The following is a 20,540-nucleotide window of genomic DNA, read 5'->3' as shown; positions in this document are numbered from 1 at the left end:
TCCTCCAGCCCAGCCGGGTCACTCCTCCGGCGGCCGCCCACCGGTCGCTGGGCCCGGCGGCCTCCCCCGGCCCGGTCGGGTCACTCCTCCGGCGGCTCCACGAAGAGCGCCGCCAGCCGGGGCAGCCGGCGCCGGGCCTCGTCCTCGTCGTCGAAGTCCCAGAAGTCGTTGAGGTCGGGCACCGCGACCGGGTCCCGCTCCGCCGGCAGTTCGGTCGCGGTCGCCTTCCGGTACGCCTCCCACGGCACTGCGAGCATGTCCTCGCACTCGAACTCCTCGCCGCTGAGCGCGGCGGCCCGCACCCGGGGCAGCTCCGCCAGGGAGTCCGGGTCGGCCACCGCCCGGGCGAACACCGCCCTGCCCTGGGTCATCAGCCAGCCCCGGAAGTACTCGAAACCGTCGTCCGAGGCGCCCCCGTTGATCAGGTAGGCCGCGCCCCAGAGGTCGACCCGGTAGGAGGCGGACAGGACCCGCTGCTGGTGGCGCGCGTACCCGACGATGTCCTCCGGGTCCCGCTCGGCCAGCAGGGCGACCGCGCGGGCGGCGACCGCGTCGCCCTCTCCCCCGGCGCCGGCCCGCGCCTCGTCGATCAGCTGCCAGAAGTCGTCGGTCCTCATGGCCTGGCAGTCTCCCAGACCCGCTCCCGGGCGCGATCCGGCAGCGGGAACATGGCGGCGAGTCGCGGGTACCGGCGGGCCAGTTCGGCCGGGTCGCCGAGATCCCACCGCTCGTCGGCGGGGTCGGGTGAGGAACTCAGCTCCCGCCTCCGGGCCTCGACGGCCTCGTCCAGGCCCTCCTCCTCGCCGGTGACCCGCTCGTACGCCTCGTCCGCGACGTAGTCCAGGCCCTCCCACTCCGGCCACTCGTCCTCCGCCCACTCGCGCGGATGCCGCCCGGCCAGGCAACGCACCTGCGGCACGTCGGCGAGCGCGTCCGGGTCGTCGGCGACCCGTTCGAAGGCCGCCCGGCCGAGCCCGACCAGCCAGGCCTGGAAGTAGTGGAAGCCGTCGTCGGAGCAGAGGCCGCCACAGATCAGCAGCGCCGCGCCCCAGTGCCGCCAGGTGTCGACCCGGCCCCGCAGCTCGTCGAGGCGGACGGCGAAGTCCACCGCCACGGCGGCGGGCCGCTCGGCCAGGCGGTCGGTGAGCCAGGCCAGCCGCTCGTCGGGGCGGGCGGTGACGGCGGCGGACCGCTCGATCAACGCCCAGAACTCGTCCATGCGCACGGGGCGGATGCTGCCAGCGCGGTACGACAGGAAGCCGGGACGGCCGCGCGGCTGGGCGGGGGCGCACCGGCAGGGCAGCATGGTGGGCGTGCCCGCGCTCCCGCCGCCCCCGGTGCCGTACCACGCCACCGCCGTCCGGCCGGACTGGTCGACGCTGCCGGCCGGGCTGCGCGCCGCGGTGGCCGCCCGGCTCGGCGCGCCGGTGGTGTCGGCGCGGACCGCGACAGCGGGCTTCACCGGCGGGTTCGCCGCCCTGCTGACCGGCGCGGACGGCGGCCGGATCTTCGTCAAGGCCGCCGACCTGACCCACCAGCGGCACCTGGCCGACTGGTACGGCCGGGAGGCGGCGGTCCTCGCCCGGCTCCCGGCCGGCCTGCCGGTCCCCCGCCCACGCTGGGCGTTGACCGCGTCCGGCTGGTACGCGCTCGCCTTGGACGCCGTCGACGGCCGCACGCCCCGGCTGCCCTGGGACCGGACCGAGCTGGACGCCGTCCTCGCCGGGTACGCCGAGCTGGCCGCCGCGTTGGCCGACCCGCCCGCCGAGCTGGTCGCCCTCGGCCTGCCCCACCTGGCGGACCTGGCCCGCGACGACATCCTGTGGTGGGGCGAGGTGGCCGCCGGGCGCGAACCGGTGCCACCGATGCCGGCCGCCGCGCACGGCCGCCTGACCGAACTGGTCGCGCTGGAGTCCCGGCTGCCCGGGTACGCCGCCGCCGGCCGCGGCCTGGTCCACGGCGACCTACGGGTGGACAACGTGCTGCTCGACGCCGGCGGCCGGGCCTGGTTCTGCGACTGGAACTGGATCTGCCACGGCCCCGCCTGGTTCGACCTGGCCGGCCTGCTGATCACCGGGTACGCCGACGGGCTGCCCGTGGATGCGATCTTCGCCGGCCATCCGGCCGCGGCCGGCGCCCCGCCGGACGCCCTCGACGTGACGCTGGCCGCACTGGCCGGCTACTACCTCACCTCCGCCGCCGCCGGCCCACCACCGGCCCCACCCGCCCCGCGCCCCGCGCCGGCGGTCTCGCCCCACCTGGGGGCGCACCAGCGGTTCAGCGGGGAACAGGCGCTGCACTGGCTGGCCGTTCGGCAGGGCTGGAGCTGAGTCGTTTTGGCTCGTCCCGGCCGACCTGGTAACCTGGCTCTTCGCGCAGCGATGACGCCTGCTTGTCGCGCGCAGAAGCAGACCAAACCGAGCTATCAAGACGAGGCTGTCGCGTGGCGAACATCAAGTCCCAGATCAAGCGCAACCGGCAGAACGAGAAGCGCCGGCTGCGTAACAAGTCGGTCAAGTCGTCGCTGAAGACCGCCATCCGGAAGTTCAACGAGGCTGCGGAGGCCGGTGACGCCGAGAAGGCCACCGTTCTCATGCGTGACGCGGCCCGCAAGCTGGACCAGGCCGCCAGCAAGGGCGTCATCCACGCCAACCAGGCGGCTAACCGGAAGTCGGCGATCGCGAAGCGCGTCGGCTCGCTCTCGGTCTGACCGAGCGACCCCAGACCTGACCTGAAGCCCCGGGCGTAGCCCGGGGCTTCAGGCTGTCCGCGTTCCTGAGCCCCGTCGGCCCATGATCGACCCCATTTGCGGTGTGTTGGGCGGTCCCCGACATAACAAACGGGGATTGATCACGGTCTCGAACGACCGGGGCGGGTCAGGACCGGGCGGCGGAATCCCCGTCCGGGCCGGTGGACCAGCGCGCCCCCGGCCGCCACTCCGGCGTGCCCTGCTGCCGCTCCCATGGCGGCGCGGGCGCCGGCTCGGTGGCGACCACCATGCCGGGCAGGGTGCGGGGCACCCGCGCCCGCCCGACGACCGGCTCCATCTGCCGCCGGAACCGGTCCCGTTCCTGCTCCGGCACGAGCGCCGCCGAGCGGACGACCCGCTCGGCCACCATGTCGTTGAGCTTGACCATCAGCGCCACGGCGGCGGGCAGCACCACCACCGCCCACCAACTCACCAGCTCGGCCAGGGCCAGCAGCACGGCGAGCGCCACCGCGCCTTCGAAGAAGAGGAAGCAGAGCACCCCACCCGGGTTGACGACGCGCAGCCCGAGCGCCCTGGCGTAGAGCGGGCGGTACCGCTCGTCCGCGCCGGGCACGGTGCTCCACGCCGTCCGGGTGGGGCCGGTCACCGGGCGCCGCCCCGCCGGGCGGCCGCGACGGAGAAGACCGCCTTCTCCAACGCGTACGCCCGGTCGTCCGCGCCGCCCTTGACCGCCGCGTTGCACTCGGCGGCCGCCCGCATCGCCTCGACCAGGCCTTCGGGGGTCCAGCCCCGGGCCCGTTGCTGCGCGTTCTTGATCTTCCAGGCGGGCATGCCGAGGGTGCTGGCGAGCTGGTACGGGTCGCCCCGGCCGGCGGCGGCGACCCGGGCCACGGTGCGCACTCCGTCGGCGAGGGCGTCGGCGATCGGCACCGGGTCGACCCCGACGTGCAGGGCCCAGCGCAGCGCCTCCAGCGCCCCCGGGACGTCGCCGATCATGGTCGCGTCGGCGACCGTGAAGCCGGTCACCTCGACCCGGCCCCGGTAGTACCGGGCCACGGTGTCGGCGCCGATCCGCCCGTCGGTGTCGGCGATCAGCTGCGAGCAGGCGGCGGCCAGGTCCCGCAGGTCCCCGCCGACGGCGGCGATCAGCGCCTCGGCGGCGTCCTCGGTGCACTTCCCGCCGCTCCGGCGGATCTCTTCCCGGACGAACGCCACCCGCTCCCGGTGGCCCTTGAGTTTCATCGCGGGCACCACGGTGGCGCCGGCCGCCTTCAGCCCGTCGGCGAACGCCTTGCCCTTCGCCCCGCCCACGTGCAGCACCACCAGCTGGACGTCCGGGTCGGGGTTCTTCGCGTACGCGAGCAGCGCGGTCGCGAGATCCTTCCGGGCGTCCTGGCCGGCCCGGAGCACCAGCACCCGCCGCCCGCCGAAGAGCGAGGGGCTGAGCATCTCGGCGATCTCACCGACCGTCAGCGCCCCGGCCTGGTACTCCCGGACGTCCACGTCTGGGTCGACGCTGCGGACTTTCGCCACCGCTTCCGTCACCGCGCGCGTGGCGAGCAGCTCCTCGTCGCCGAGGACGAGCAGAATGGGAGGAAGGCTGGCGGCGGTCACGCCGCCCATCTTGGCACGCTCCACCGGGGGATCGTGCCTGGTCAGCGGCGGCTGTGACGGCGGACCCCGCACTCAGCGCGAATCCAGACATTTACGTTAATGCGGGCCCACCCCCACAATGCGGCTCGCCCTGGCGACCCTCTCGACCAGATCACCGGCGTCCCGGCGCAACGCCCCGCGTCACCACCGCCAAGCCGTGCCGGCCGGTCACCACCGCCACGTCCCCGTCGGTGTCGGTACGCAGCACCCGCACGCCGCCCCGGACCAGCCGGGCCAGCACCGACGCGCTGGGATGTCCGTAGTCGTTGTCGACGCCAACCTCAACCAGCGCCACGGCAGGCCGGACCGCGTCGAGGAACGCCGGATCCTGGTACGCGCTGCCGTGGTGGGCGACCTTGAGCACCTCGGCCCGCAGCCCGTCAGGCGGCACCCGGTCCAGCAGGGCGCGCTGCTCCTCGGTCTCGGCGTCCCCGGCGAGCAGGATGCGCACCCCGGCCACGGTGGCGCGCAGCACCAGGGAGTTGTTGTTCGGATCGGACCGGGTGCCGTGCAGCGGGTACGGCGGACCGAGCGCCACCAGCTCCACCCCGCCCACCCGGTACGACCAGCCGGCCCCGGCGGCCCGGAGGACGACGGCGCCGGCCGCCGCGCCGGCGACGTGGGCACGCCCGGCCGCCGGCTCGGCCAGCCCCGGGGTGCGCACCTCGACCACCCGCCGCCCCCGGAAGACCCCGGCGACCCCGCCCACATGGTCGGCGTGGAAGTGGCTCACCACCAGCAGCGACACCTCCCGTACGCCGAGCCGGCGCAGGCAGCCGTCCACGGCGGACGGTTCCGGGCCGGCGTCGACCACCACGGCCCGACCGGCCGCGACCGGCAGCACCAGGGCGTCGCCCTGGCCCACCGCGCAGCCGACGATCACCCAGCCGGCCGGCGGCCACCCGCTGGCGAGGATCCGGACGGGCAGGGTCCCGAGCACCACTGCGGCGGTGCCGACCGCCACCAGCCGGCGCACCACCGGCCGCCGGATGGTGAGCAGCAGCGCCACGGTCAGCCCGGCCAGCAGCAGCGCACCCGGCACCCCGCCGGGCCAGGGCAGCGTGCCCGCCGGCAGCCGCGCGCCGACCCGGGCGACCGTCACCAGCCACCAGGCCGGCCAGCTCGCCAGCCAGGCGGCAAACTCCGCGCCGGCCGGCCAGACCGGTGAGACGGCGGCGGCCAGCACCCCGAGCACCGTGGCGGGCGCGATGGCGGGCACCACCAGCAGGTTCGCCGGCACCGCGACCAGGCTGACCGTGCCGGAGATGCCGGCCACCACCGGCCCGCAGGCGAGCTGCGCCGCCGCCGGGACGGCCAGCGCCTCGGCCAGCCCCGCCGGTACGCCCCGCCGCCGCAGCGCGTCCCGCCACCTCGGCGCCAGCAGCAGCAGTCCTCCGGTGGCCAGCACGGAGAGCGCGAAGCCGGCGTCCCCGGCCAGGTCCGGGTCCATCAGCACCAGCACAGCCACCGCGGCGCTCAGCGCGGGCAGCGCCGCCCGGGGCCGCCCGGCGGCCAGCGCCGCCAGCCCGATCGCCCCCATGGTCGCGGCCCGTACCACGCTCGGCGAGGGGCGGACCAGGATCACGAAGCCGACCAGGGCCAGCCCGCAGAGCACCGCCGCCACGCCCGGGCCGGCCCGCGCCCAGCGGACCAGGAGCAGTACCGCGCCCACCACGATCGCCACGTTGGAGCCGGAGACGGCGTTGAGGTGCGTCATCCCGGCGGCCCGGAAGTCCTCCTCCACCGTGGCCGGCAGCCGGCTGGTGTCCCCCACCACCAGCCCCGGAAGCAGCCCGCCCCGGTCGTCCGGGAGCGGGGCGCAGGCCCGTTGCAGGCCGGCGCGGAGCGTCCCGGCGGCCCGCTGGAGCCACGGCGGTGGACCGTGCGACATCGGCGGCCCCGGCACGATCAGCACGGCGGCGGTCAGGTCTCCACCGCGCGGCGCGGTCAGCCGCCCCTCGGCGGTGAGCCGCTGCCCCGGCAGCCGCCCGCGCCAGGCCGGGTCGGTGGCCAGCACCAGCACCCGCACCGGGGCGCTCACCCGCCGGCCGTCGGACTCGGTGAGGCGGGTCAGCTCGGCGGCCACCAGCAGCGTCGCCGGCCGGCCGGGAGCGCCGCGGATCGGACGGGGATCGTCGCGGAGCACCAGCTCGGCGGTGACCCGGGCCCGCTCGTCGACCAGCGTGCGCAGCGGGGCGGCGTCGCGGACGTGCAGGCGGGCGGCAGTGGCGCTGGCGCCGCAGACCACCCCGATCAGCACCGCGACGGCGATCCAGCCGTACCGGCGGACGGGCCCGGCCGGACGGCCGAGCGCGCCGAGCAGGTGGGCAGCGCCGAGGGCGGCGAGAACGGCGGCGGTGGCGGCGAGCAGCGCCGCCGACGGCGCGGCGAGGTGCAGGCAGGCCAAGGCGGCCAGCCACGCCGCCACCGCCAGGCCGGCGAGCCGCAGGTCGGGCGGCTCACCGCTTGGTTCCATCCCGAGGGCCGACCCACTGGCACGATCCGATCGGCCGCCGGCCGCGGCGGACACCGCCCCACCGGCACGGACCGGCCCAGCCGCAGGCACCTTCCCGTGCGCAGGTCCACGAACCCGCTTCGGCCCGCCTTCCGCCGCCGGCCTCACACCGTCACCAGGTCCTTGAGCTGCTCGTAGCGCGCGTCGCCGATGCCCTCTACCTGGCGGAGGTCGCCGACCGAGCGGAACCCGCCGTGTTGGTCGCGGTGGGTCAGGATGCGCTGGGCGAGCACCGGACCGACCCCGGGCAGCCCGTCGAGCTGGGCCAGCGTCGCGGTGTTGAGGTTGACCAGGCCGCCCGGTGCGGACGGGTCACCGGCGGCCGGGGGCGCGGCGGCGCCGGGCTGGCCGGGCGGCGCGGCGACTCCGACCAGGATCAGCTCCCCGTCGGCCACCTTGCGGGCCGGGTTGAGCAGGGTCACGTCCACGCCGGGGAGGGCACCGCCGGCCGCCTGCACCGCATCGGCGACCCGCGCGCCTGCCGGCACCCGCACCAGGCCCGGGCGACGTACCTTGCCGGCGACCGCGACGACCAGCTCGCCGGAGCCGGTCGCGGTCGCCTCGGAGGCGGTGGACACCTCGGGTGCGGACACGGACGCCACCGGGCGGACCGGTTCGGCCTGCGGCCGGGACCGCCAGGCCCAGAAGCCGGCCCCGAGCACTACAACCAGCGCGGCGGCGGCCAGCGCCCGCACGCCGCGTCGACCCGGATCGAAGGCGCCGGGGCCGGGCAGCCGGGAGGCCGAGGCGACGGACGCGTTGGCCTCGTCGGGTACCGGCATCCCGTCGTCGGCCTCCACGTCCGACGCCCGAGCGGTGGATGCCAGCGGAGCGGAATGTCGCGGGGGCCCGGGCTGGGACGGCGGCGCGGCCGAATCGGCGAAGCGCCCGGGCCGGGATGCATGAGGCGGCTCATTGAATGGCCCCGACCGAGGCGCTGGCGCCGGCTCGGTGTCTCCTGGCGTGGTACGCCGGGGGCGCGAGCTTTCCCCCTCCGACGACGTTGCCCCGACCAGGCGGAACAGCCGCTGCCGCACCATTGTCTCCTCGTCGTGTGACACGAGGCGAGGCTAGGCAGGGAAGGGCAGGTGCCAGCGGCCGACGATCGGTGCCTGTGGACGAGGCGTTGCTATGTGGACAATCACCTGATCATGCGACCGTTGTGCTACGTCACCCGGCGGCAGGGGTGAACTCCTACTTCTGGAACATGACGGAAGCAACATCGCCATAACGCCTAAAGCCCAATCAAGCTGACGACAATTGTCCCGATCCCGGCACTCGAGGCATCCCCCTGCTCGCCAAGGCTGGTCAAGTGCCCGGCTCCAGTGAGCGTCGATGATCCTCATCATCGCGAACAGCTCATCCGCGGAAGTGATCTCGCCGTCATCCATCGGCACGCCGGGCACCTTCCGTCACGTCGCGATGAAGGCCCGCCCTGGGGGCAGAGCCCGTCCGTCGTGCTCCCCAGGGCGGGATGGTCCGGATACCTCGGATTGCTGAAGCCCAGGAGCATCCGGACGCTGTCTCACTGTATCCACTGTCTCACTGTAGTCAAGTTTTCACTGTGCTCACTCTGCCGGGTTGTCCGCTTGTCCTGATCATCTTCAGGCTGGAAACATGATCTCCGCTGAAGCCCGGGAGAGCCGATCATGCCAACCAGACCACCGCACTATCGGCGGGTCGCCGATGACATCGAGGCCAAGATTCGCTCTGGCGAGTACGGGCCTGGGCAACAACTACCGTCGGTTTCCGAGATCGGCGAGATCTACAACGTCGCACGGTCGACCGCGTACCGGGCCGTCAAGGAACTACACGAGCGGAACCTGATTTACGGGCAACAGGGTCAAGGCGTCTTCGTCGCCGAACCTGACTAGGTTGACGCGCTCAGCTGTAACCCGACCCGGCGGTCAGTGGGCCTCCGGGTCCAGCCCCAGGACCGCCCGTCCCCCGTCGACCGGCAGGGTCACCCCGTTCACAAAGGTCGCCGAGAGCAGGTACGCCACGGCTTCCGCCACCTCGTCCACCCGACCGGCCCGGCCGACCGGGTGCAGCCGGGCCAGCTCCGCCTCGATCCACTCCGCCTCAGCGGGCTCCCGCTCAGCCAGGAACGCCGCATGCCGCTCGGTGTGGATCGAGCCGAGCGCGACCGCATTGGTGCGTACTCCCCGGGGCCCGTACTCCACGGCCAGCGCCCGGGTCAGCCCCTCGACGGCCGCCTTGGCGGTGGCGTACGGCAGGCAGCCCGGCACCGGCCGGCGGGCCTGGTGGGACGAGACGTTGACGATCGCGCCGCCGGTGCCGGCGGCGAGGAACCGGCGTACCGCCGTCGTCGCGCCGACCAGGGCCGGGCGCACGTTGAGTCCAATGAGGTCCCACACCTGCGCCGGCGGCGCGGAGTGCACCGAGGCGTCCCGGAACACCGCCGCGTTGTTGACCCAGCCGGCCAGCGGCGCGGCCCCCTCGGCCAGGTCGGCGGCGTGCCCGGCGACTGCTTCGTCCGCCGCGTCGCCGACCACCGGCACCAGCCGGTCAGCGGCGGGGTGCGCAGGCAGCCACGCCAGCGCGTCCGGGTCCCGCTCGACGACCACCACCGTGCCACCAGTGTCGAGCAGCCGTTCGGTCACGGCGCGGCCGACACCGCGGCCACCGCCGGTCACCACGTACGACATCGTCCACACCTTCGAGATCAGGGCCGGCGGTGCACGACCACGCTGGCCAGGCCCGGCCCGGCGTGGGCGGCGACCACCGCGCCGGCCTCGGAGACGTACGTGTCGTGTAGCCGGTCGCCGAGCCGCTCGGTGAGCGCATCGAGGAGCTGTTCGGCTCGCTGCGGCGCGGCGAGGTGGTGCACACCGAGGTCCACGTCGGCGTCGCCGGCCGCCTCGACGGCCAGGTCGACCAGGCGGGCCACGCCTCGGCTGGCGGTGCGCACCTTGTCCCGGACCACGATCGCGCCGTCCGGCATGTGCATGATCGGCTTGACCGAGAGGGCGGTGCCGAGCAGCGCCTCGGCCGCGTTGATCCGACCGCCGCGGCGGAGGAACTCCAGCGTGTCGACGTAGAAGTAGATGGTGGTGCGGTCGACGGTGTCCAGGGCGGCCTGCCGTACCCCGGGAAGGTCGGCACCGGCCGCGGCGGCCGTGGCGGCGGCGAGCACCGGGAAGCCCAGGCCCATGCCGGTGGAGCGGCTGTCGACCACCTCGACCCGGTCGCCCAGCTCAGCGGCGGCCAGCCGGGCCGCCTCGACGGTGCCGGAGAGTTCCGCCGACAGGTGCACCGACAGCACGGCGTCCGCGCCGCCGTCGAGCAGTTCCCGGTACGTCCGCGCGAACTGCTCCGGGGCCGGGCGGGAAGTGCTGACCGAGACCCGCCGGCCGCCGAGCACCCGGGTGGCGTCGGCGGGGAAGGTCTCGATCCCCTCCAGCCCCTCCGCGCCGTTGAGCACGACGGTCAGGGGCACCACGGTGAGCCGGTGCGCCCGCACCAGCTCGGGCGGGAGGTAGGCGGTGGAGTCGGTGACGACCGCGACGGGCATGCCCGGCACGCTAGCCGATGTCGCGGCCGCGTGCCCGGGCCGGAGGACTCAGACCGGCTCGCCGGGCGCCGGCCGGGTGATCAGACCGACATTGTGGGCCCGCAGGTGCCAGCCCGGGACCGTACGCCGCTTCACGCCGTCGTCGTACCGCAGCTCGGTCCAGTGGCAGTTCTGCAGGGAGCCCACGGTCCGCAGGACCGCGTGGTCCCAGCCGAGCAGGTAGCCACAGCCCTGCCGGGCCCCGCCCCCGTGGGTGGCGACCACGACGGTGCCACCGGGGACGAGATCGGCGGCGTCCTGGAAGGCTGCACCGACCCGCTTGCCCAGGTCGTCGAGGGTCTCGATCTCCGCGCCCGGGTCCGGGTCGCCGGCCCGCCAGCGGGCGTACTCGTCGGGGAACCGCTCGGCGACCTCGGTCAGCGCCAGCCCCTGCCAGCGGCCGAAGTACCGCTCGCGCAGCCGGACGTCGGTGCGTACCGGAAGGCCGGTGACCGCCGCGAGGGCGGCGGCGGTGTCCGCGGCCCGGCTGAGGTCGGAGGCGACGATGGCGTCCGGACGCAGGGCCGCGAGCAGCGGCGCCGCCGTGCGGGCCTGCTCGCGGCCCAGGTCGTTCAGCGCCACGTCGGTCTGCCCCTGGACCCGGCTGGCGGCGTTCCAGTCGGTGTTGCCGTGCCGCCAGATGATCAGGCGGGTCATTCCGCGGTGGAGGTGCCGGCGGAGGCGTCCGCCTCGACCAGGTCCCGATCCACGAACGGGATCTGGGGGCAGTCCTTCCAGAGCCGGTCGAGGGCGTAGAACTCGCGCTCCTCGGTGTGCTGCACGTGCACGACGATGTCGACGTAGTCGAGCAGCACCCAGCGGCCGCCCCGCTCGCCCTCGCGGCGCACCGGCTTGGCCTTCTCCGGCAGCTCGAGCAGCCGCTCCTCGATGGCGTCGACGATGGCCAGCACCTGACGCTCGTTGGGGGCCGCGGCGAGGACGAACGCGTCGGTGATGGCGAGTTGGTCGCCCACGTCGATGATGACGATGTCCTGCGCCTTCTTGTCGGCCGCGGCCTGGGCGGCGGCCATCGCCAGCTCGTGAGCGCGTTCGGAAACTGTCACCGTTCTCCTTCGATCAACCGTACGACCCTCCAAGCGTCTCATACCCGGGGGCACGACGACTTGTCAGTTCTGGTCGATTATCCGGACAGAACCTCACATACCAGATGCAGTCACCGCTGGTAGAGCCGGCGTTTCGCGATGTACTGCACCACACCGTCGGGCAGCAGGTACCAGACCGGCTCCCCCCGGGCCACCCGCTCGCGGCAGTCGGTGGAGGAGATCGCCATCGCCGGGACCTGCACCAGGCTCACCGTGTCGGCGGGCAGGTGCTTGTCGGTGAGCTCGAACCCGGGGCGGGTCACACCGATGAAGTGGGCCAGCTCGAAGATCTCGTCCAGGTCCTTCCAGGAGAGGATCTTGTCCAGCGCGTCCGCGCCGGTGATGAAGTAGAGCTGCACCTTCGGGCCGTACTCGGCGTGCAGGTCGCGCAGGGTGTCGACGGTGTAGGTGGGGCCACTGCGGTCGATGTCCACCCGGCTGACCTGGAAGCGGGGGTTGGAGGCGGTGGCGATCACCGTCATCAGGTAGCGGTCCTCGGCGGGGCTGACCGGCTCGTCCGCCTTCTGCCACGGCTGACCGGTCGGGACGAAGACCACCTCGTCCAGGCCGAACCGGTCGGCCACCTCGCTCGCCGCCACCAGGTGCCCGTGGTGGATCGGGTCGAAGGTGCCGCCCATGATCCCGATCCGCCGGATGTCTTCCTCCACCCGACGATCGTAGGCCGGGGACGTCCGGCGGCCCGTCGGGGCCGCCGGACCGTCCCAACGTCCGGCCCGCCTCAGGCCGACGCGGCGGCCACCGCCGTCCGCGCCACCAGCGCGCGGCGCAGGTCGTCGTCCAGGTCGGTGACCCAGCGGCGCAGGCCCGGCGTCAGGTCGTCGCGGGCCAGCAGCGCCGCGGCCAGCTCCCGGGTGGGCTGCGCCACGGCGTACCGGGGGAACGCCAGGGTGGTCACCCGGTCGGCCGTCCAGGCGGTACGCAGCCGCGCGGCCGCCGGCATGTCGGCGAAGTACCGCTCGACGTACGGCGCGGTCAGCTCAACCTGCTCGGGCTGCCAGAAGCCCTCGGCGGTCGCCTCGACCAGCCGGTTGGACAGTTCGGTGCTGCTGATCACGATCTCCCAGGCGACCCGCTTGGCCTCGGCGTCCGGCAGCGCCGCCCGGCAGCACGCGGCCCGTTCCGCCCCGGTGGCGCTGCGGTCGGCGGCCGCCTGCGCGGCGATCTCCGGCTCGCCCGCCGCACCCAGCACCACCAGCCGCAGCAGCAGCGCCCAGCGCAGGTCGGTGTCCACCGCCAACCCTTCCGGCACCCCGTCCCCGGCCAGCCAGCCGGCGAGCAGCCCGGCGTCGGTGCTGGCGGCGATCAGGCCCCGCGCGGCGGCGAGCTGCAACGAGCCGCCGGCCGGCGCCCCGGCGAGCAGCGCGGCGCACGCCCCGGCGACCCGCAGCAGCGCGGCGTCCCGGGCCAGCGGGTCGAGGTAGCGGTCGATCAGGCCACGGCTCAGCGTGAGCACGTCCTCGGCGATGATCACCTCGGTCTCGGCGGGCAGCGCCGCCGCGATCAGCGCGACCACGGCGGCGACCGGGCGCTCGCCGTCCCGGGCGGCGTCCAGCGCCTCACCCCAGAGCAGCGCCCGGGCCAGCGGGTCGGCCAGCCCCGGCAGCACCATCGGCACCGCGTCGGCGGAGGCGGCGTCGAGGCGGATCTTGGCGAAGGTCAGGTCGCCGTCGTTGGGCAGCAGCAGGCCGGTGGCCGGCTCGCCGATCAGCGCGGTCAGCTCGGTGCGGCCCTTGTCGGTGTCCGGGTCGAGGTCCACCTCGAGGCGGCGCACCGTGCCGTCGGGGGCGTACCGGCCCACGCCGACCCGGTGCGGGCGCAGCACGGGGTGGGCGTCCGGGGCGGTCTGCACCAGGGCGGCGTCGACCCAGCGGCCGTCGGCGTCCACCGCCGTGTCCATCCGCAGCGTGTTGACCTGGGGGCGGCGCAGCCAGCGCTCCGCCCAGTCGGTGAGGTCCCGGCCGCTGGCCGAGCTGAGGCTGGCCAGCAGGTCGGCCAGGGTGGCGTTGCCGAACCGGTGCGCGGCGAAGTGGGCGTTCAGGCCGGCCAGGAAGGCCTCGTCGCCCAGCCAGGCGACCAGCTGCCGCAGCACGCTGGCGCCCTTGGCGTACGAGATGCCGTCGAAGTTGAGCAGGCCCTGGGCGGCGTCGCGGACCTCCTCCGGAGCCACCGGGTGGGTGGAGGGACGCTGGTCGGCGGTGTATCCCCAGGCCTTGCGGCGCATCGCGAAGGTCGTCCAGGCCTGGTCGAAGCGGGTCGCCTCGGCGGTCACCCGGGTGCCCAGGTACTCCGCGAACGACTCGTTCAGCCACAGGTCGTCCCACCACCGCATGGTCACCAGGTCGCCGAACCACATGTGCGCCATCTCGTGCGCGATGGTGGTGGCCCGCAGCTCGCGCTGGGTGTCGGTGACCGCCGACCGGAAGACGTAGTCGTCCCGGAGGGTGACCAGACCCGGGTTCTCCATCGCGCCGGCGTTGAACTCCGGCACGAACGCCTGGTCGTACTTGGCGAACGGGTAGCGCTCGGCGAAGAGCTGGTGGAAGCGGTCGAAGCACTGCCGGGTGACGGTCAGGATCTCGTCGATGTCGGCGTCCAGGTGCTCGGCCAGGGAGCGCCGGCAGTAGACACCGAGGGGGATGCCGTCGTGCTCGGCCCGGCGCACGTGCCAGGGGCCGGCGATCAGCGAGACGAAGTACGTGGCCAGCGGCGCGGTCGGCGCGAACTCCCAACGCCCCGGCCGGGGGTTGGCGGCGAGCTGCCCGTTGGCGGCGACCGTCCACTCCGGCGGCGCGGTGACCGACAGGGTCACCGGCGCCTTCAGGTCGGGCTGGTCGAAGGCGGCGAAGAGCCGCTGCACGTCGTCCAGGAAGGACATCGCGTAGAGGTAGGTCTCGCCGTCGGCCGGGTCGACGAAGCGGTGCATCCCCTCGCCGGTGTTCGAGTACGCCATCTCGGCGGTGACCGTCAGCGTGTTCTCCCCGGTCAGCCCGGTCAGCGGCAGCCGGTTGTCGGCCAGCGCGTCCGGGTCGAGGTCGCGGTCGTTGAGGCGCGCCCCGAGCAGTCGGGCGGGTTTGACCTCGACGAAGGTGTCGGCCCCGGGGGTGGCCCGGAACCGGATGGTGGCGGTGGAGCGGAACCGCTCGCCGCCGCCGGTCAGGTCGAGGTCCACCTCGTAGGACTCGACGGTGATCAGCGCGCGACGCGCGGTGGCCTCTACACGGGTCAGGCTCGGCATCCGCTTATCCTGCCCGACGGGGAACCGGACGGGCTCCCCATGACGTGTGGTGATGGAGGACGAACAATGGGTCAGCACCCCAAGGGCGATTTCGACCTGTCCCGGGCGGTCTGGCAGCGAGCCGAGGCCGACACCTCCGACAGCGCGGTCGAGGTGGCCTTCGTCGACGACCTGATCGGCATGCGCAACTCCGCCGAGCCGGACGGACCGGTGCTGGTCTTCACCCAGGCCGAGTGGGACGCCTTCGTCGCGGGCGCGCAGGACGGCGAGTTCGACCTGGACTGAGCGGCGCACACCGCGGGACCGGGACGCGCCTGGTCGGCGGCCCGGCGGTGTCGTCCGCCAGCGGGACACCGCCGGTCGCCGGGCCGCCGCGCCTCATCCGTCGCCCTCGCCCCAGCCGAGGCCACCGGGGCCGGCGGCGTGGTGGAAGCCGGGATGGCCGGCCACGTCGGCGCAGCGCTCGCCGTCGGGCCCCGGCGCGCCGCAGAAGAGCCGCTCGGCCCGGTGCCAGGCGTCGGCCGGTGAGAGGGCCGCCGCGCCGAGCACCAGCTCCGGGCGGAGCAGGCTCAACGCCTCGGCGTACGCGACGGCGAGGTCGCGGGCCTGCTCCGGCCCGTCCGCCTCGAAGCCGAGGTGGGCGGTGAAGCGCCGGGGCGGCCGGGGCGCCCGCCGGGCGGCGGTGATCAGCGGTGAACCGTCGGCTCCGCCGGACCGGCCGCTCCCGAACGCCTCGACCACCCGCCGCTGCCGCCAGTACGGCGGCCTGTTGTCCCGCATCGGCCCTCCCCGTCGTCACGCCGGCCGTACGCCCGTTGGCCGGCCCGGTGACGAGGAAACCAGGTTTCCGGCGCCCTGGGAGGGGCCAGCGGACGGCTCGTCAACTGGCCCACACCCCGGAGGTGCCCCGGTCCGGGTGGGATTCAGTGGCCCCGACCTGGGTAACGCCATTCGGTCGACCAGTGCGGCCGGCCGCCGTCACCCGCGTCAGGAGAGTCCGATGGTCACCACTCCCGTCGACCGCAGCCCGGAGGGCACCCTGGCGTTCCTGCGCGAGGGATACCGGTACATCGGCTCCCGCTGCGACCGCTACGGCAGCGACATCTTCCAGACCCGACTGCTGCTGGAACCGACGATCTGCCTGCGCGGCCGGCCGGCGGCGGTGCTCTTCTACGACTCGGAGCGGTTCCAGCGCCAGGGCGCGATGCCCCTGCGGGGCCAGCGGACGCTGACCGGCCGGGGTGGCGTGCAGGGGCTGGACGGGCCAACGCACACCGACCGCAAGGGCATGTTTCTGTCGATCATGACACCGAACGCGGTGCGGCAGCTCGGGCAGCTCTTCGCCGACGAGTGGACCACCCGCATCCCGGTCTGGGAGCGGTCCGGCCCGGTGGTCCTCTACGACGAGGTCGGCCGGATGCTGACCCGGGCGATCTGCGCCTGGGCGGGTGTCCCGCTGGCCAGCAGCGAGGTGGTCCGGCGCACCGACCAGCTGCACGCGATGATCGACGGGCCGGCGGCGCTCGGCCCCCGGCACTGGCGCGGGCTGCTCGGCCGCCGCCGGGGCGAACGGTGGGCCGGCGACGTGGTGGATCGGGCCCGGGTCGGCACGCTGCCCGCGCCCGAGGGCAGCGCGCTGCGGGCGATCGCCGAGCACCGGGACGCCCAGGGCCGGCTGCTGCCCCGCCGGATCGCCGCGGTGGAGCTGCTCAACGTGCTGCGCCCCACCGTCGCCATCGACCGCTACGTGGTCTTCGCCGCCCTGGCCCTGCACGACCACCCGGCCTGGCGGGAGCGGGTCCGGGCCGGCGACGAGGCCACCGAGTGCTTCGTGCAGGAGGTCCGCCGCTACTACCCGTTCTTCCCAATTGCCGCCGCCCGGGTCCGGCGCTCCTTCGACTGGCAGGGGCACCACTTCCCGCGCGGCCGGCGGGTGCTGCTCGACCTGTACGGCACCAACCACCACCCCGACCTCTGGCCGGAGCCGGAACGGTTCCGGCCAGAGCGCTTCGCCGGCTGGCGTGACGACCCGTACGGCTTCGTGCCGCAGGGCGGCGGCGAGCACCTGGGCGGGCACCGCTGCGCCGGCGAGTGGGTCACCATCGAGCTGATGAAGCGCGCGGTCACCCAGCTGACCACCGCCATGCGGTACGAGGTGCCACCGCAGAACCTGGCGCTGAACCTGGGCCGGATGCCGACCCTGCCGCCCAGCGGCTTCGTCATCGACGACGTGCGCCGCACCGACTGAGCCGGGCGGTCAGTCGGCGACCACCAGGGCCTGCGGAGCGGCCTGCTTCATCCGGGTCCGCAGCCACTTGAGCTGGTTCGCGGTTTCCCCCTCGCAGGCGCGCACCACCGCCAGCAGCTCCTCGTCCCGGGCCCCGTACGCGGCCTGGCCGACCACGGTCCAGCTGATGTCGCACTCCGCGGCCATCAGGTAGAGGTCCTGGAGGTCGCGCAGCAGCCCGATGCCGCCGGTGCGGGTGCCGGTGAAGAGCTCGGAGTGCAGTCGGTCCGGTTCGGCGGGGGCGTCCTCGGCGTACCGGCGGGCGAACGGCACCAGCCGCTCCGCGTGCCCGCGGCACTGGGTGGCCAGCTTCTGACAGCTGTGGAAGACGTCCGGCTCATCGCGGTGTGCCGCGCCGACCTCCTCGAAGGCGTCGCCGAGCCGGCACTGGGCCTTGTGCAGCAGGCCGAGATAGTGCGCCAGATGCATCTCACGCCACCTCCGAGTGTGCTTCGGCCGCCGGTCCGCCGACCGTGGCCGGGACGTCGGCGCCCGCCACCGGGGCCGGGCCACCGACCGTGGGCGCGGGTGAGGGCCGGCCGCCGGAGTCCGCCTCGCGGACCACCCGCACGGCGGCCACCTTGAAGATCGGCTGCTTGGAGACCGGATCCCAGGCGGTGATCGTCAGCTCGTTCGCCGCCCGGGTGTGGCCGTCGGCGTCCGGCGCGTCCCAGTAGCCGTAGTGGAAGGGGACGAAGACCACGCCGGGGCGTACCCCGCAGATCCGGGCCCGGCCCCGGACGGCCCCGCGCGGCGACTCGACCCGGACCAGGTCGCCCTCGGCCACGCCGAGCCGGTCCGCGTCGGCCGCGCTCAGCTCGACCCAGGTCTCCGGCGCGGCGTGCACCAGCTGCGGCGCCCGGCCGGTCTTGGTACGGGTGTGGAACTGGTAGACGGTCCGGCCGGTGGTGAGCAGCAGCGGGTACTCGTCGCTGGGCACCTCGGGCGACGGCTGGTACGGCACCGCGTGCAGGAACGCCCGCCCGCCGGGCTGCTTGGCGCGGTACTCGTCCGGCAGCAGCTCCGCCCCGGTGACCAGGTCGTGGCCGTACGTCTCGCAGTAGTCCGGGTCGGTGTTGAACACCCCGTCGGTGTAGAGCCGTTCGGTGCCGTCCGGGTGCTCGTCCGTGCACGGCCACTGGATGCCGCCGGCGCGCAGCCGCTCGTAGGTGATCGCGGTGTAGTCGCAGGGCCGGCCGCGCGAGCACTCCTTCCACGCCTCGAACACCTCCTCCGGCCCGGTCCAGGGGATCAGCGGGTCGCCAGCCGAGTTCCGGAAATCCATCCGCCGGGCGTAGTCGAGGAAGATGTCCAGGTCGGCGCGGGCCTCGCCGGGCGGTTCGACCGCCTTCTCGGAGATGTGCACGGTCCGGTCCACGCTGGTGAAGGTGCCGGTCTTCTCACCCCAGGTGGCGGCGGGAAGCACCACGTCGGCCAGCTCGGCGGTCTCGGTGCGGAAGAGGTCCTGGACCACCAGGAACAGCTCCGGCTTCGCCAGGATCCGGCGGATCCGGGCCAGGTCGGGCAGGCTGACCGCCGGGTTGGTGGCCGAGACCCAGAGCAGCTTGATCGAGCCCTGCTCGGCGTACCGGAAGATCTGCATGGCGTGCGTCGGCGGCGCCCAGTGCGGGATGGTGTCGACCTCGACGTTCCACAGCCGGGCCAGCTCGGCCACGTGCTCCTCGTTCGCCCAGTTGCGCAGGCCGGGCAGGTCGCCGTCGGCGCCGCACTCCCGGTTGTTCTGCGCGGTCGGCTGGCCGTTCATCTGGTAGAGCCCCGCCCCCGGCCGGCCGATCATGCCCCGGATCAGGTGCAGGTTGTTCACCTGACAGGCCGCCGCGGTGGCCTGGTTGGACTGGTAGAAACCCTGGAGCACGGTGGAGAGCAGCCGGGACGAGTGCCCGAGCAGCTCGGCGGCCCGCTCGATGTCGCGCGCCGGCAGGTCGCAGATCTCGGCGACCGTCGGCACCGGGTAGTCCTCGACCACCCGGCACAGCTCCTCGAAGCCGATCGTGTGCGCCCGGACGTACTCCTCGTCGTACCAGCCCCGATGGATCAGCTCGCGGAGCAGGCCGTTGAGCAGCGCCATGTTGGTGCCGTTGCGCAACGCCAGGTGCACGTCGGCCTCCCGGGCCACCGGGGTGGCGCGCGGGTCGACCGCGAGCATCGCCGGCGGGTTCGGCCCGCGCCGGCGGTCCAGCATCCGCATCCACAGCACCGTCTGGGTCTCCGCGACGTTGTGCCCCCAGAGCGCGATCGCGTCACAGTGGTCCACGTCCGTGTACGAGCCGGGCTGCCCGTCGGTGCCGAAGCTCGCCTTCATCGCGGCGGCGGCGGTGGCGGTGCAGAGCCGGGTGTTGCCGTCCATGTGCGGGGTGCCGATGCCGGCCTTCCCGATCACCCCGAGCGTGTAGTACTCCTCCAGGAAGAGCTGCCCGCTGGTGTAGAAGCCGAAGTGGCCCCAGCCGCCCGGCCCGTCCAGCAGCTCCTTCGAGCGGGCCACGATCCGCCCCATCGCCGTGTCCCAGTCGGTTTCGACCAGCCGGTCACCCTCGCGGACCAGGGGACGGCGCAGCCGGTCCGGACTGTGGTTGGCCTGCCAGCCGTACAGGTCCTTGGGATCGAGCCGGCCGTGGTTGATCCGGTCCCCGGCCCGGCCCCGGACCCCGACGATCCGGCCATCATGCACGGCGATGTCCATCGCGTCGCCGTTGGAGTGCAGGATGGACGCCGTCGGCACCCAGCGCTGCACGTCCGCCTCGGTGTGCCCGTCGCTCAGGAAGCTGTCGACCCGCACCGGCCACGGCTGTCCCGGCCCGTACGGCGTGCGCGGCCCCCACGGGTCGGCGATCCGGTCCACCATCGCTCATCCCTCCTTCGGTGCGGACCACAGCGGCATCTGCCGGCCGGTGGACCGGTTGAACAGCAGGTCCACCACGGTGACCAGGACCACGGCGGCGAATGCGATGACCAGCTGGGTCGGGGTGCGCAGCAGGCCCAGGCTCACGATCAGGGTGGTGGCGCCCGCCGGCGGATGCGCCGCCCGCAACAGCACCAGCACCCCGGCGGTGAGGGCGAGCGAGCCGGCGGCGGCGACGATCCGCGCCCCGGACACCCCCTCCTGCAGCGCCGGCGGGTGGTCGGTCAGGCCGGTGACCACGAGCATGACGTACCCGGCGAGCAGGGCCACGAGGTGCCCGATCAGGGTGTTGCGGGGCGACGACTCGGGCTTGCGGGGCTGCTCGACGTGCAGCATGATCGCCGGCCAGAGGCTCGGGAAGAGCCACGGCTGCCGGGTCAGCAGCGCGACCGTACCGGCCACCACCAGGGCGACCGCGCTACCGACGAAGGCTCGCGCGGCGGGCCGGGACGGCGTCTCATCGATCTCGGCAGGCATGTGGGCACCTGTACCCTGCCGCGGACATTCGAATCGATGCACGCC

At 74.2% G+C, this 20,540-nt stretch carries 21 protein-coding genes; 5 read left to right on the top strand and 16 right to left on the bottom strand.

Annotated elements, in window-relative coordinates; all coding sequences use genetic code 11:
- Positions 1–80 precede the first annotated feature (80 nt).
- Positions 81–617, bottom strand: coding sequence for a DUF4240 domain-containing protein (locus GA0074696_RS09665; RefSeq protein WP_088960774.1), 537 nt, complete (start codon positions 615–617; stop codon positions 81–83).
- A complete protein-coding gene (locus GA0074696_RS09660) occupies positions 614–1,219 on the bottom strand; it encodes a DUF4240 domain-containing protein (protein ID WP_088964467.1) in 606 nt (201 codons plus the stop codon). Before GA0074696_RS09660 ends, GA0074696_RS09665 begins: the two co-directional genes overlap by 4 nt.
- A gap of 85 nt (positions 1,220–1,304) precedes the next feature.
- On the opposite strand from GA0074696_RS09660, the gene GA0074696_RS09655 reads away from it, so the two are divergent.
- The gene (locus tag GA0074696_RS09655; RefSeq protein ID WP_088960773.1) at positions 1,305–2,330 is read left to right on the top strand and encodes an aminoglycoside phosphotransferase family protein; all 1,026 of its coding nucleotides are present in this window, start codon (positions 1,305–1,307) and stop codon (positions 2,328–2,330) included.
- A 113-nt stretch (positions 2,331–2,443) separates the two neighbouring features.
- Positions 2,444–2,710, top strand: a complete 267-nt coding sequence (gene rpsT, locus GA0074696_RS09650; RefSeq protein WP_088960772.1) for a 30S ribosomal protein S20 — start codon at positions 2,444–2,446, stop codon at positions 2,708–2,710.
- Between the two features lie 166 nt (positions 2,711–2,876).
- On the opposite strand, the gene GA0074696_RS09645 is transcribed toward rpsT, so the two are convergent.
- The 4 genes from GA0074696_RS09645 to GA0074696_RS09630 all read right to left on the bottom strand — a co-directional run bounded on the left by GA0074696_RS09645 (position 2,877) and on the right by GA0074696_RS09630 (position 7,939).
- Complete coding sequence (locus GA0074696_RS09645) at positions 2,877–3,356, bottom strand: hypothetical protein (protein ID WP_231925315.1); 480 nt, start codon at positions 3,354–3,356, stop codon at positions 2,877–2,879.
- Positions 3,353–4,333 (bottom strand): DNA polymerase III subunit delta, encoded by a 981-nt coding sequence (holA, locus tag GA0074696_RS09640; protein WP_088964466.1) that lies wholly within the window; start codon positions 4,331–4,333, stop codon positions 3,353–3,355. The genes GA0074696_RS09645 and holA overlap by 4 nt, the downstream gene beginning before the upstream one ends.
- 142 nt (positions 4,334–4,475) lie before the next feature.
- Positions 4,476–6,839: a ComEC/Rec2 family competence protein gene (locus tag GA0074696_RS09635; protein WP_088960771.1), complete on the bottom strand. Its 2,364-nt coding sequence runs from the start codon at positions 6,837–6,839 to the stop codon at positions 4,476–4,478.
- A 143-nt stretch (positions 6,840–6,982) separates the two neighbouring features.
- A complete protein-coding gene (locus tag GA0074696_RS09630) occupies positions 6,983–7,939 on the bottom strand; it encodes a helix-hairpin-helix domain-containing protein (protein WP_231925314.1) in 957 nt (318 codons plus the stop codon).
- A 588-nt stretch (positions 7,940–8,527) separates the two neighbouring features.
- On the opposite strand from GA0074696_RS09630, the gene GA0074696_RS09625 reads away from it, so the two are divergent.
- Complete coding sequence (locus tag GA0074696_RS09625; RefSeq protein WP_088960769.1) at positions 8,528–8,752, top strand: GntR family transcriptional regulator; 225 nt, start codon at positions 8,528–8,530, stop codon at positions 8,750–8,752.
- A 33-nt stretch (positions 8,753–8,785) separates the two neighbouring features.
- On the opposite strand, the gene GA0074696_RS09620 is transcribed toward GA0074696_RS09625, so the two are convergent.
- From GA0074696_RS09620 to pepN, 6 genes are all read right to left on the bottom strand, one after another.
- Positions 8,786–9,547, bottom strand: a complete 762-nt coding sequence (locus tag GA0074696_RS09620; RefSeq protein WP_088960768.1) for an SDR family NAD(P)-dependent oxidoreductase — start codon at positions 9,545–9,547, stop codon at positions 8,786–8,788.
- 17 nt (positions 9,548–9,564) lie between these two features.
- Positions 9,565–10,413, bottom strand: a complete 849-nt coding sequence (locus GA0074696_RS09615) for a DegV family protein (protein WP_088960767.1) — start codon at positions 10,411–10,413, stop codon at positions 9,565–9,567.
- Between the two features lie 48 nt (positions 10,414–10,461).
- Positions 10,462–11,109: a histidine phosphatase family protein gene (locus GA0074696_RS09610; protein ID WP_088960766.1), complete on the bottom strand. Its 648-nt coding sequence runs from the start codon at positions 11,107–11,109 to the stop codon at positions 10,462–10,464.
- Positions 11,106–11,516, bottom strand: a complete 411-nt coding sequence (gene rsfS, locus GA0074696_RS09605) for a ribosome silencing factor (protein WP_088960765.1) — start codon at positions 11,514–11,516, stop codon at positions 11,106–11,108. The genes GA0074696_RS09610 and rsfS overlap by 4 nt, the downstream gene beginning before the upstream one ends.
- A gap of 110 nt (positions 11,517–11,626) precedes the next feature.
- The gene (gene nadD / locus GA0074696_RS09600; protein ID WP_088960764.1) at positions 11,627–12,223 is read right to left on the bottom strand and encodes a nicotinate-nucleotide adenylyltransferase; all 597 of its coding nucleotides are present in this window, start codon (positions 12,221–12,223) and stop codon (positions 11,627–11,629) included.
- 71 nt (positions 12,224–12,294) lie between these two features.
- The gene (gene pepN, locus GA0074696_RS09595; RefSeq protein ID WP_088960763.1) at positions 12,295–14,811 is read right to left on the bottom strand and encodes an aminopeptidase N; all 2,517 of its coding nucleotides are present in this window, start codon (positions 14,809–14,811) and stop codon (positions 12,295–12,297) included.
- A gap of 66 nt (positions 14,812–14,877) precedes the next feature.
- Here pepN and GA0074696_RS09590 point away from each other — a divergent pair, with 66 nt between their 5' ends.
- On the top strand, positions 14,878–15,096 hold the full coding sequence (locus tag GA0074696_RS09590) for a DUF397 domain-containing protein (protein WP_088960762.1): 219 nt from the start codon (positions 14,878–14,880) through the stop codon (positions 15,094–15,096).
- A gap of 93 nt (positions 15,097–15,189) precedes the next feature.
- On the opposite strand, the gene GA0074696_RS09585 is transcribed toward GA0074696_RS09590, so the two are convergent.
- Positions 15,190–15,591 (bottom strand): hypothetical protein, encoded by a 402-nt coding sequence (locus GA0074696_RS09585; RefSeq protein ID WP_172894237.1) that lies wholly within the window; start codon positions 15,589–15,591, stop codon positions 15,190–15,192.
- Between the two features lie 220 nt (positions 15,592–15,811).
- Between GA0074696_RS09585 and GA0074696_RS09580 the strand changes: the two genes are divergently transcribed.
- Positions 15,812–17,059 carry a cytochrome P450 gene (locus GA0074696_RS09580; protein ID WP_088960761.1) on the top strand — a complete coding sequence of 416 codons (1,248 nt, stop codon included), beginning with the start codon at positions 15,812–15,814 and terminating at the stop codon, positions 17,057–17,059.
- Between the two features lie 9 nt (positions 17,060–17,068).
- On the opposite strand, the gene GA0074696_RS09575 is transcribed toward GA0074696_RS09580, so the two are convergent.
- Genes GA0074696_RS09575 through GA0074696_RS09565 form a run of 3 tightly spaced genes read right to left on the bottom strand, consistent with a single transcriptional unit; the run spans position 17,069 to position 20,495 of the window.
- Positions 17,069–17,527, bottom strand: coding sequence for a hypothetical protein (locus GA0074696_RS09575; protein WP_088960760.1), 459 nt, complete (start codon positions 17,525–17,527; stop codon positions 17,069–17,071).
- A 1-nt stretch (position 17,528) separates the two neighbouring features.
- The gene (locus tag GA0074696_RS09570; RefSeq protein ID WP_088960759.1) at positions 17,529–19,961 is read right to left on the bottom strand and encodes a molybdopterin oxidoreductase family protein; all 2,433 of its coding nucleotides are present in this window, start codon (positions 19,959–19,961) and stop codon (positions 17,529–17,531) included.
- Between the two features lie 3 nt (positions 19,962–19,964).
- On the bottom strand, positions 19,965–20,495 hold the full coding sequence (locus GA0074696_RS09565) for an HPP family protein (RefSeq protein ID WP_088960758.1): 531 nt from the start codon (positions 20,493–20,495) through the stop codon (positions 19,965–19,967).
- Between the last annotated feature and the right edge of the window lie 45 nt (positions 20,496–20,540).

Origin of the sequence: Micromonospora purpureochromogenes (assembly GCF_900091515.1) — a bacterium.
Lineage (GTDB): Bacteria > Actinomycetota > Actinomycetes > Mycobacteriales > Micromonosporaceae > Micromonospora > Micromonospora purpureochromogenes.
The sequence above is the reverse complement of the archived record's forward strand: the minus strand, read 5'-3'. Positions and strand labels throughout refer to the sequence as shown.

Excerpts from the sequence above, each read along its gene's own strand:
- GA0074696_RS09665 (WP_088960774.1), bottom strand. The coding sequence starts at position 617 with ATGAGGACCGACGACTTCTGGCAGCTGATCGACGAGGCGCGGGCCGGC.
- GA0074696_RS09660 (WP_088964467.1), bottom strand. The coding sequence starts at position 1,219 with ATGGACGAGTTCTGGGCGTTGATCGAGCGGTCCGCCGCCGTCACCGCC.
- GA0074696_RS09655 (WP_088960773.1), top strand. The coding sequence starts at position 1,305 with ATGGTGGGCGTGCCCGCGCTCCCGCCGCCCCCGGTGCCGTACCACGCC.
- holA (WP_088964466.1), bottom strand. The coding sequence starts at position 4,333 with ATGGGCGGCGTGACCGCCGCCAGCCTTCCTCCCATTCTGCTCGTCCTC.
- GA0074696_RS09635 (WP_088960771.1), bottom strand. The coding sequence starts at position 6,839 with ATGGAACCAAGCGGTGAGCCGCCCGACCTGCGGCTCGCCGGCCTGGCG.
- GA0074696_RS09625 (WP_088960769.1), top strand. The coding sequence starts at position 8,528 with ATGCCAACCAGACCACCGCACTATCGGCGGGTCGCCGATGACATCGAG.
- GA0074696_RS09620 (WP_088960768.1), bottom strand. The coding sequence starts at position 9,547 with ATGTCGTACGTGGTGACCGGCGGTGGCCGCGGTGTCGGCCGCGCCGTG.
- GA0074696_RS09615 (WP_088960767.1), bottom strand. The coding sequence starts at position 10,413 with ATGCCCGTCGCGGTCGTCACCGACTCCACCGCCTACCTCCCGCCCGAG.
- GA0074696_RS09610 (WP_088960766.1), bottom strand. The coding sequence starts at position 11,109 with ATGACCCGCCTGATCATCTGGCGGCACGGCAACACCGACTGGAACGCC.
- pepN (WP_088960763.1), bottom strand. The coding sequence starts at position 14,811 with ATGCCGAGCCTGACCCGTGTAGAGGCCACCGCGCGTCGCGCGCTGATC.
- GA0074696_RS09590 (WP_088960762.1), top strand. The coding sequence starts at position 14,878 with ATGGGTCAGCACCCCAAGGGCGATTTCGACCTGTCCCGGGCGGTCTGG.
- GA0074696_RS09585 (WP_172894237.1), bottom strand. The coding sequence starts at position 15,591 with ATGCGGGACAACAGGCCGCCGTACTGGCGGCAGCGGCGGGTGGTCGAG.
- GA0074696_RS09580 (WP_088960761.1), top strand. The coding sequence starts at position 15,812 with ATGGTCACCACTCCCGTCGACCGCAGCCCGGAGGGCACCCTGGCGTTC.
- GA0074696_RS09575 (WP_088960760.1), bottom strand. The coding sequence starts at position 17,527 with ATGCATCTGGCGCACTATCTCGGCCTGCTGCACAAGGCCCAGTGCCGG.
- GA0074696_RS09570 (WP_088960759.1), bottom strand. The coding sequence starts at position 19,961 with ATGGTGGACCGGATCGCCGACCCGTGGGGGCCGCGCACGCCGTACGGG.
- GA0074696_RS09565 (WP_088960758.1), bottom strand. The coding sequence starts at position 20,495 with ATGCCTGCCGAGATCGATGAGACGCCGTCCCGGCCCGCCGCGCGAGCC.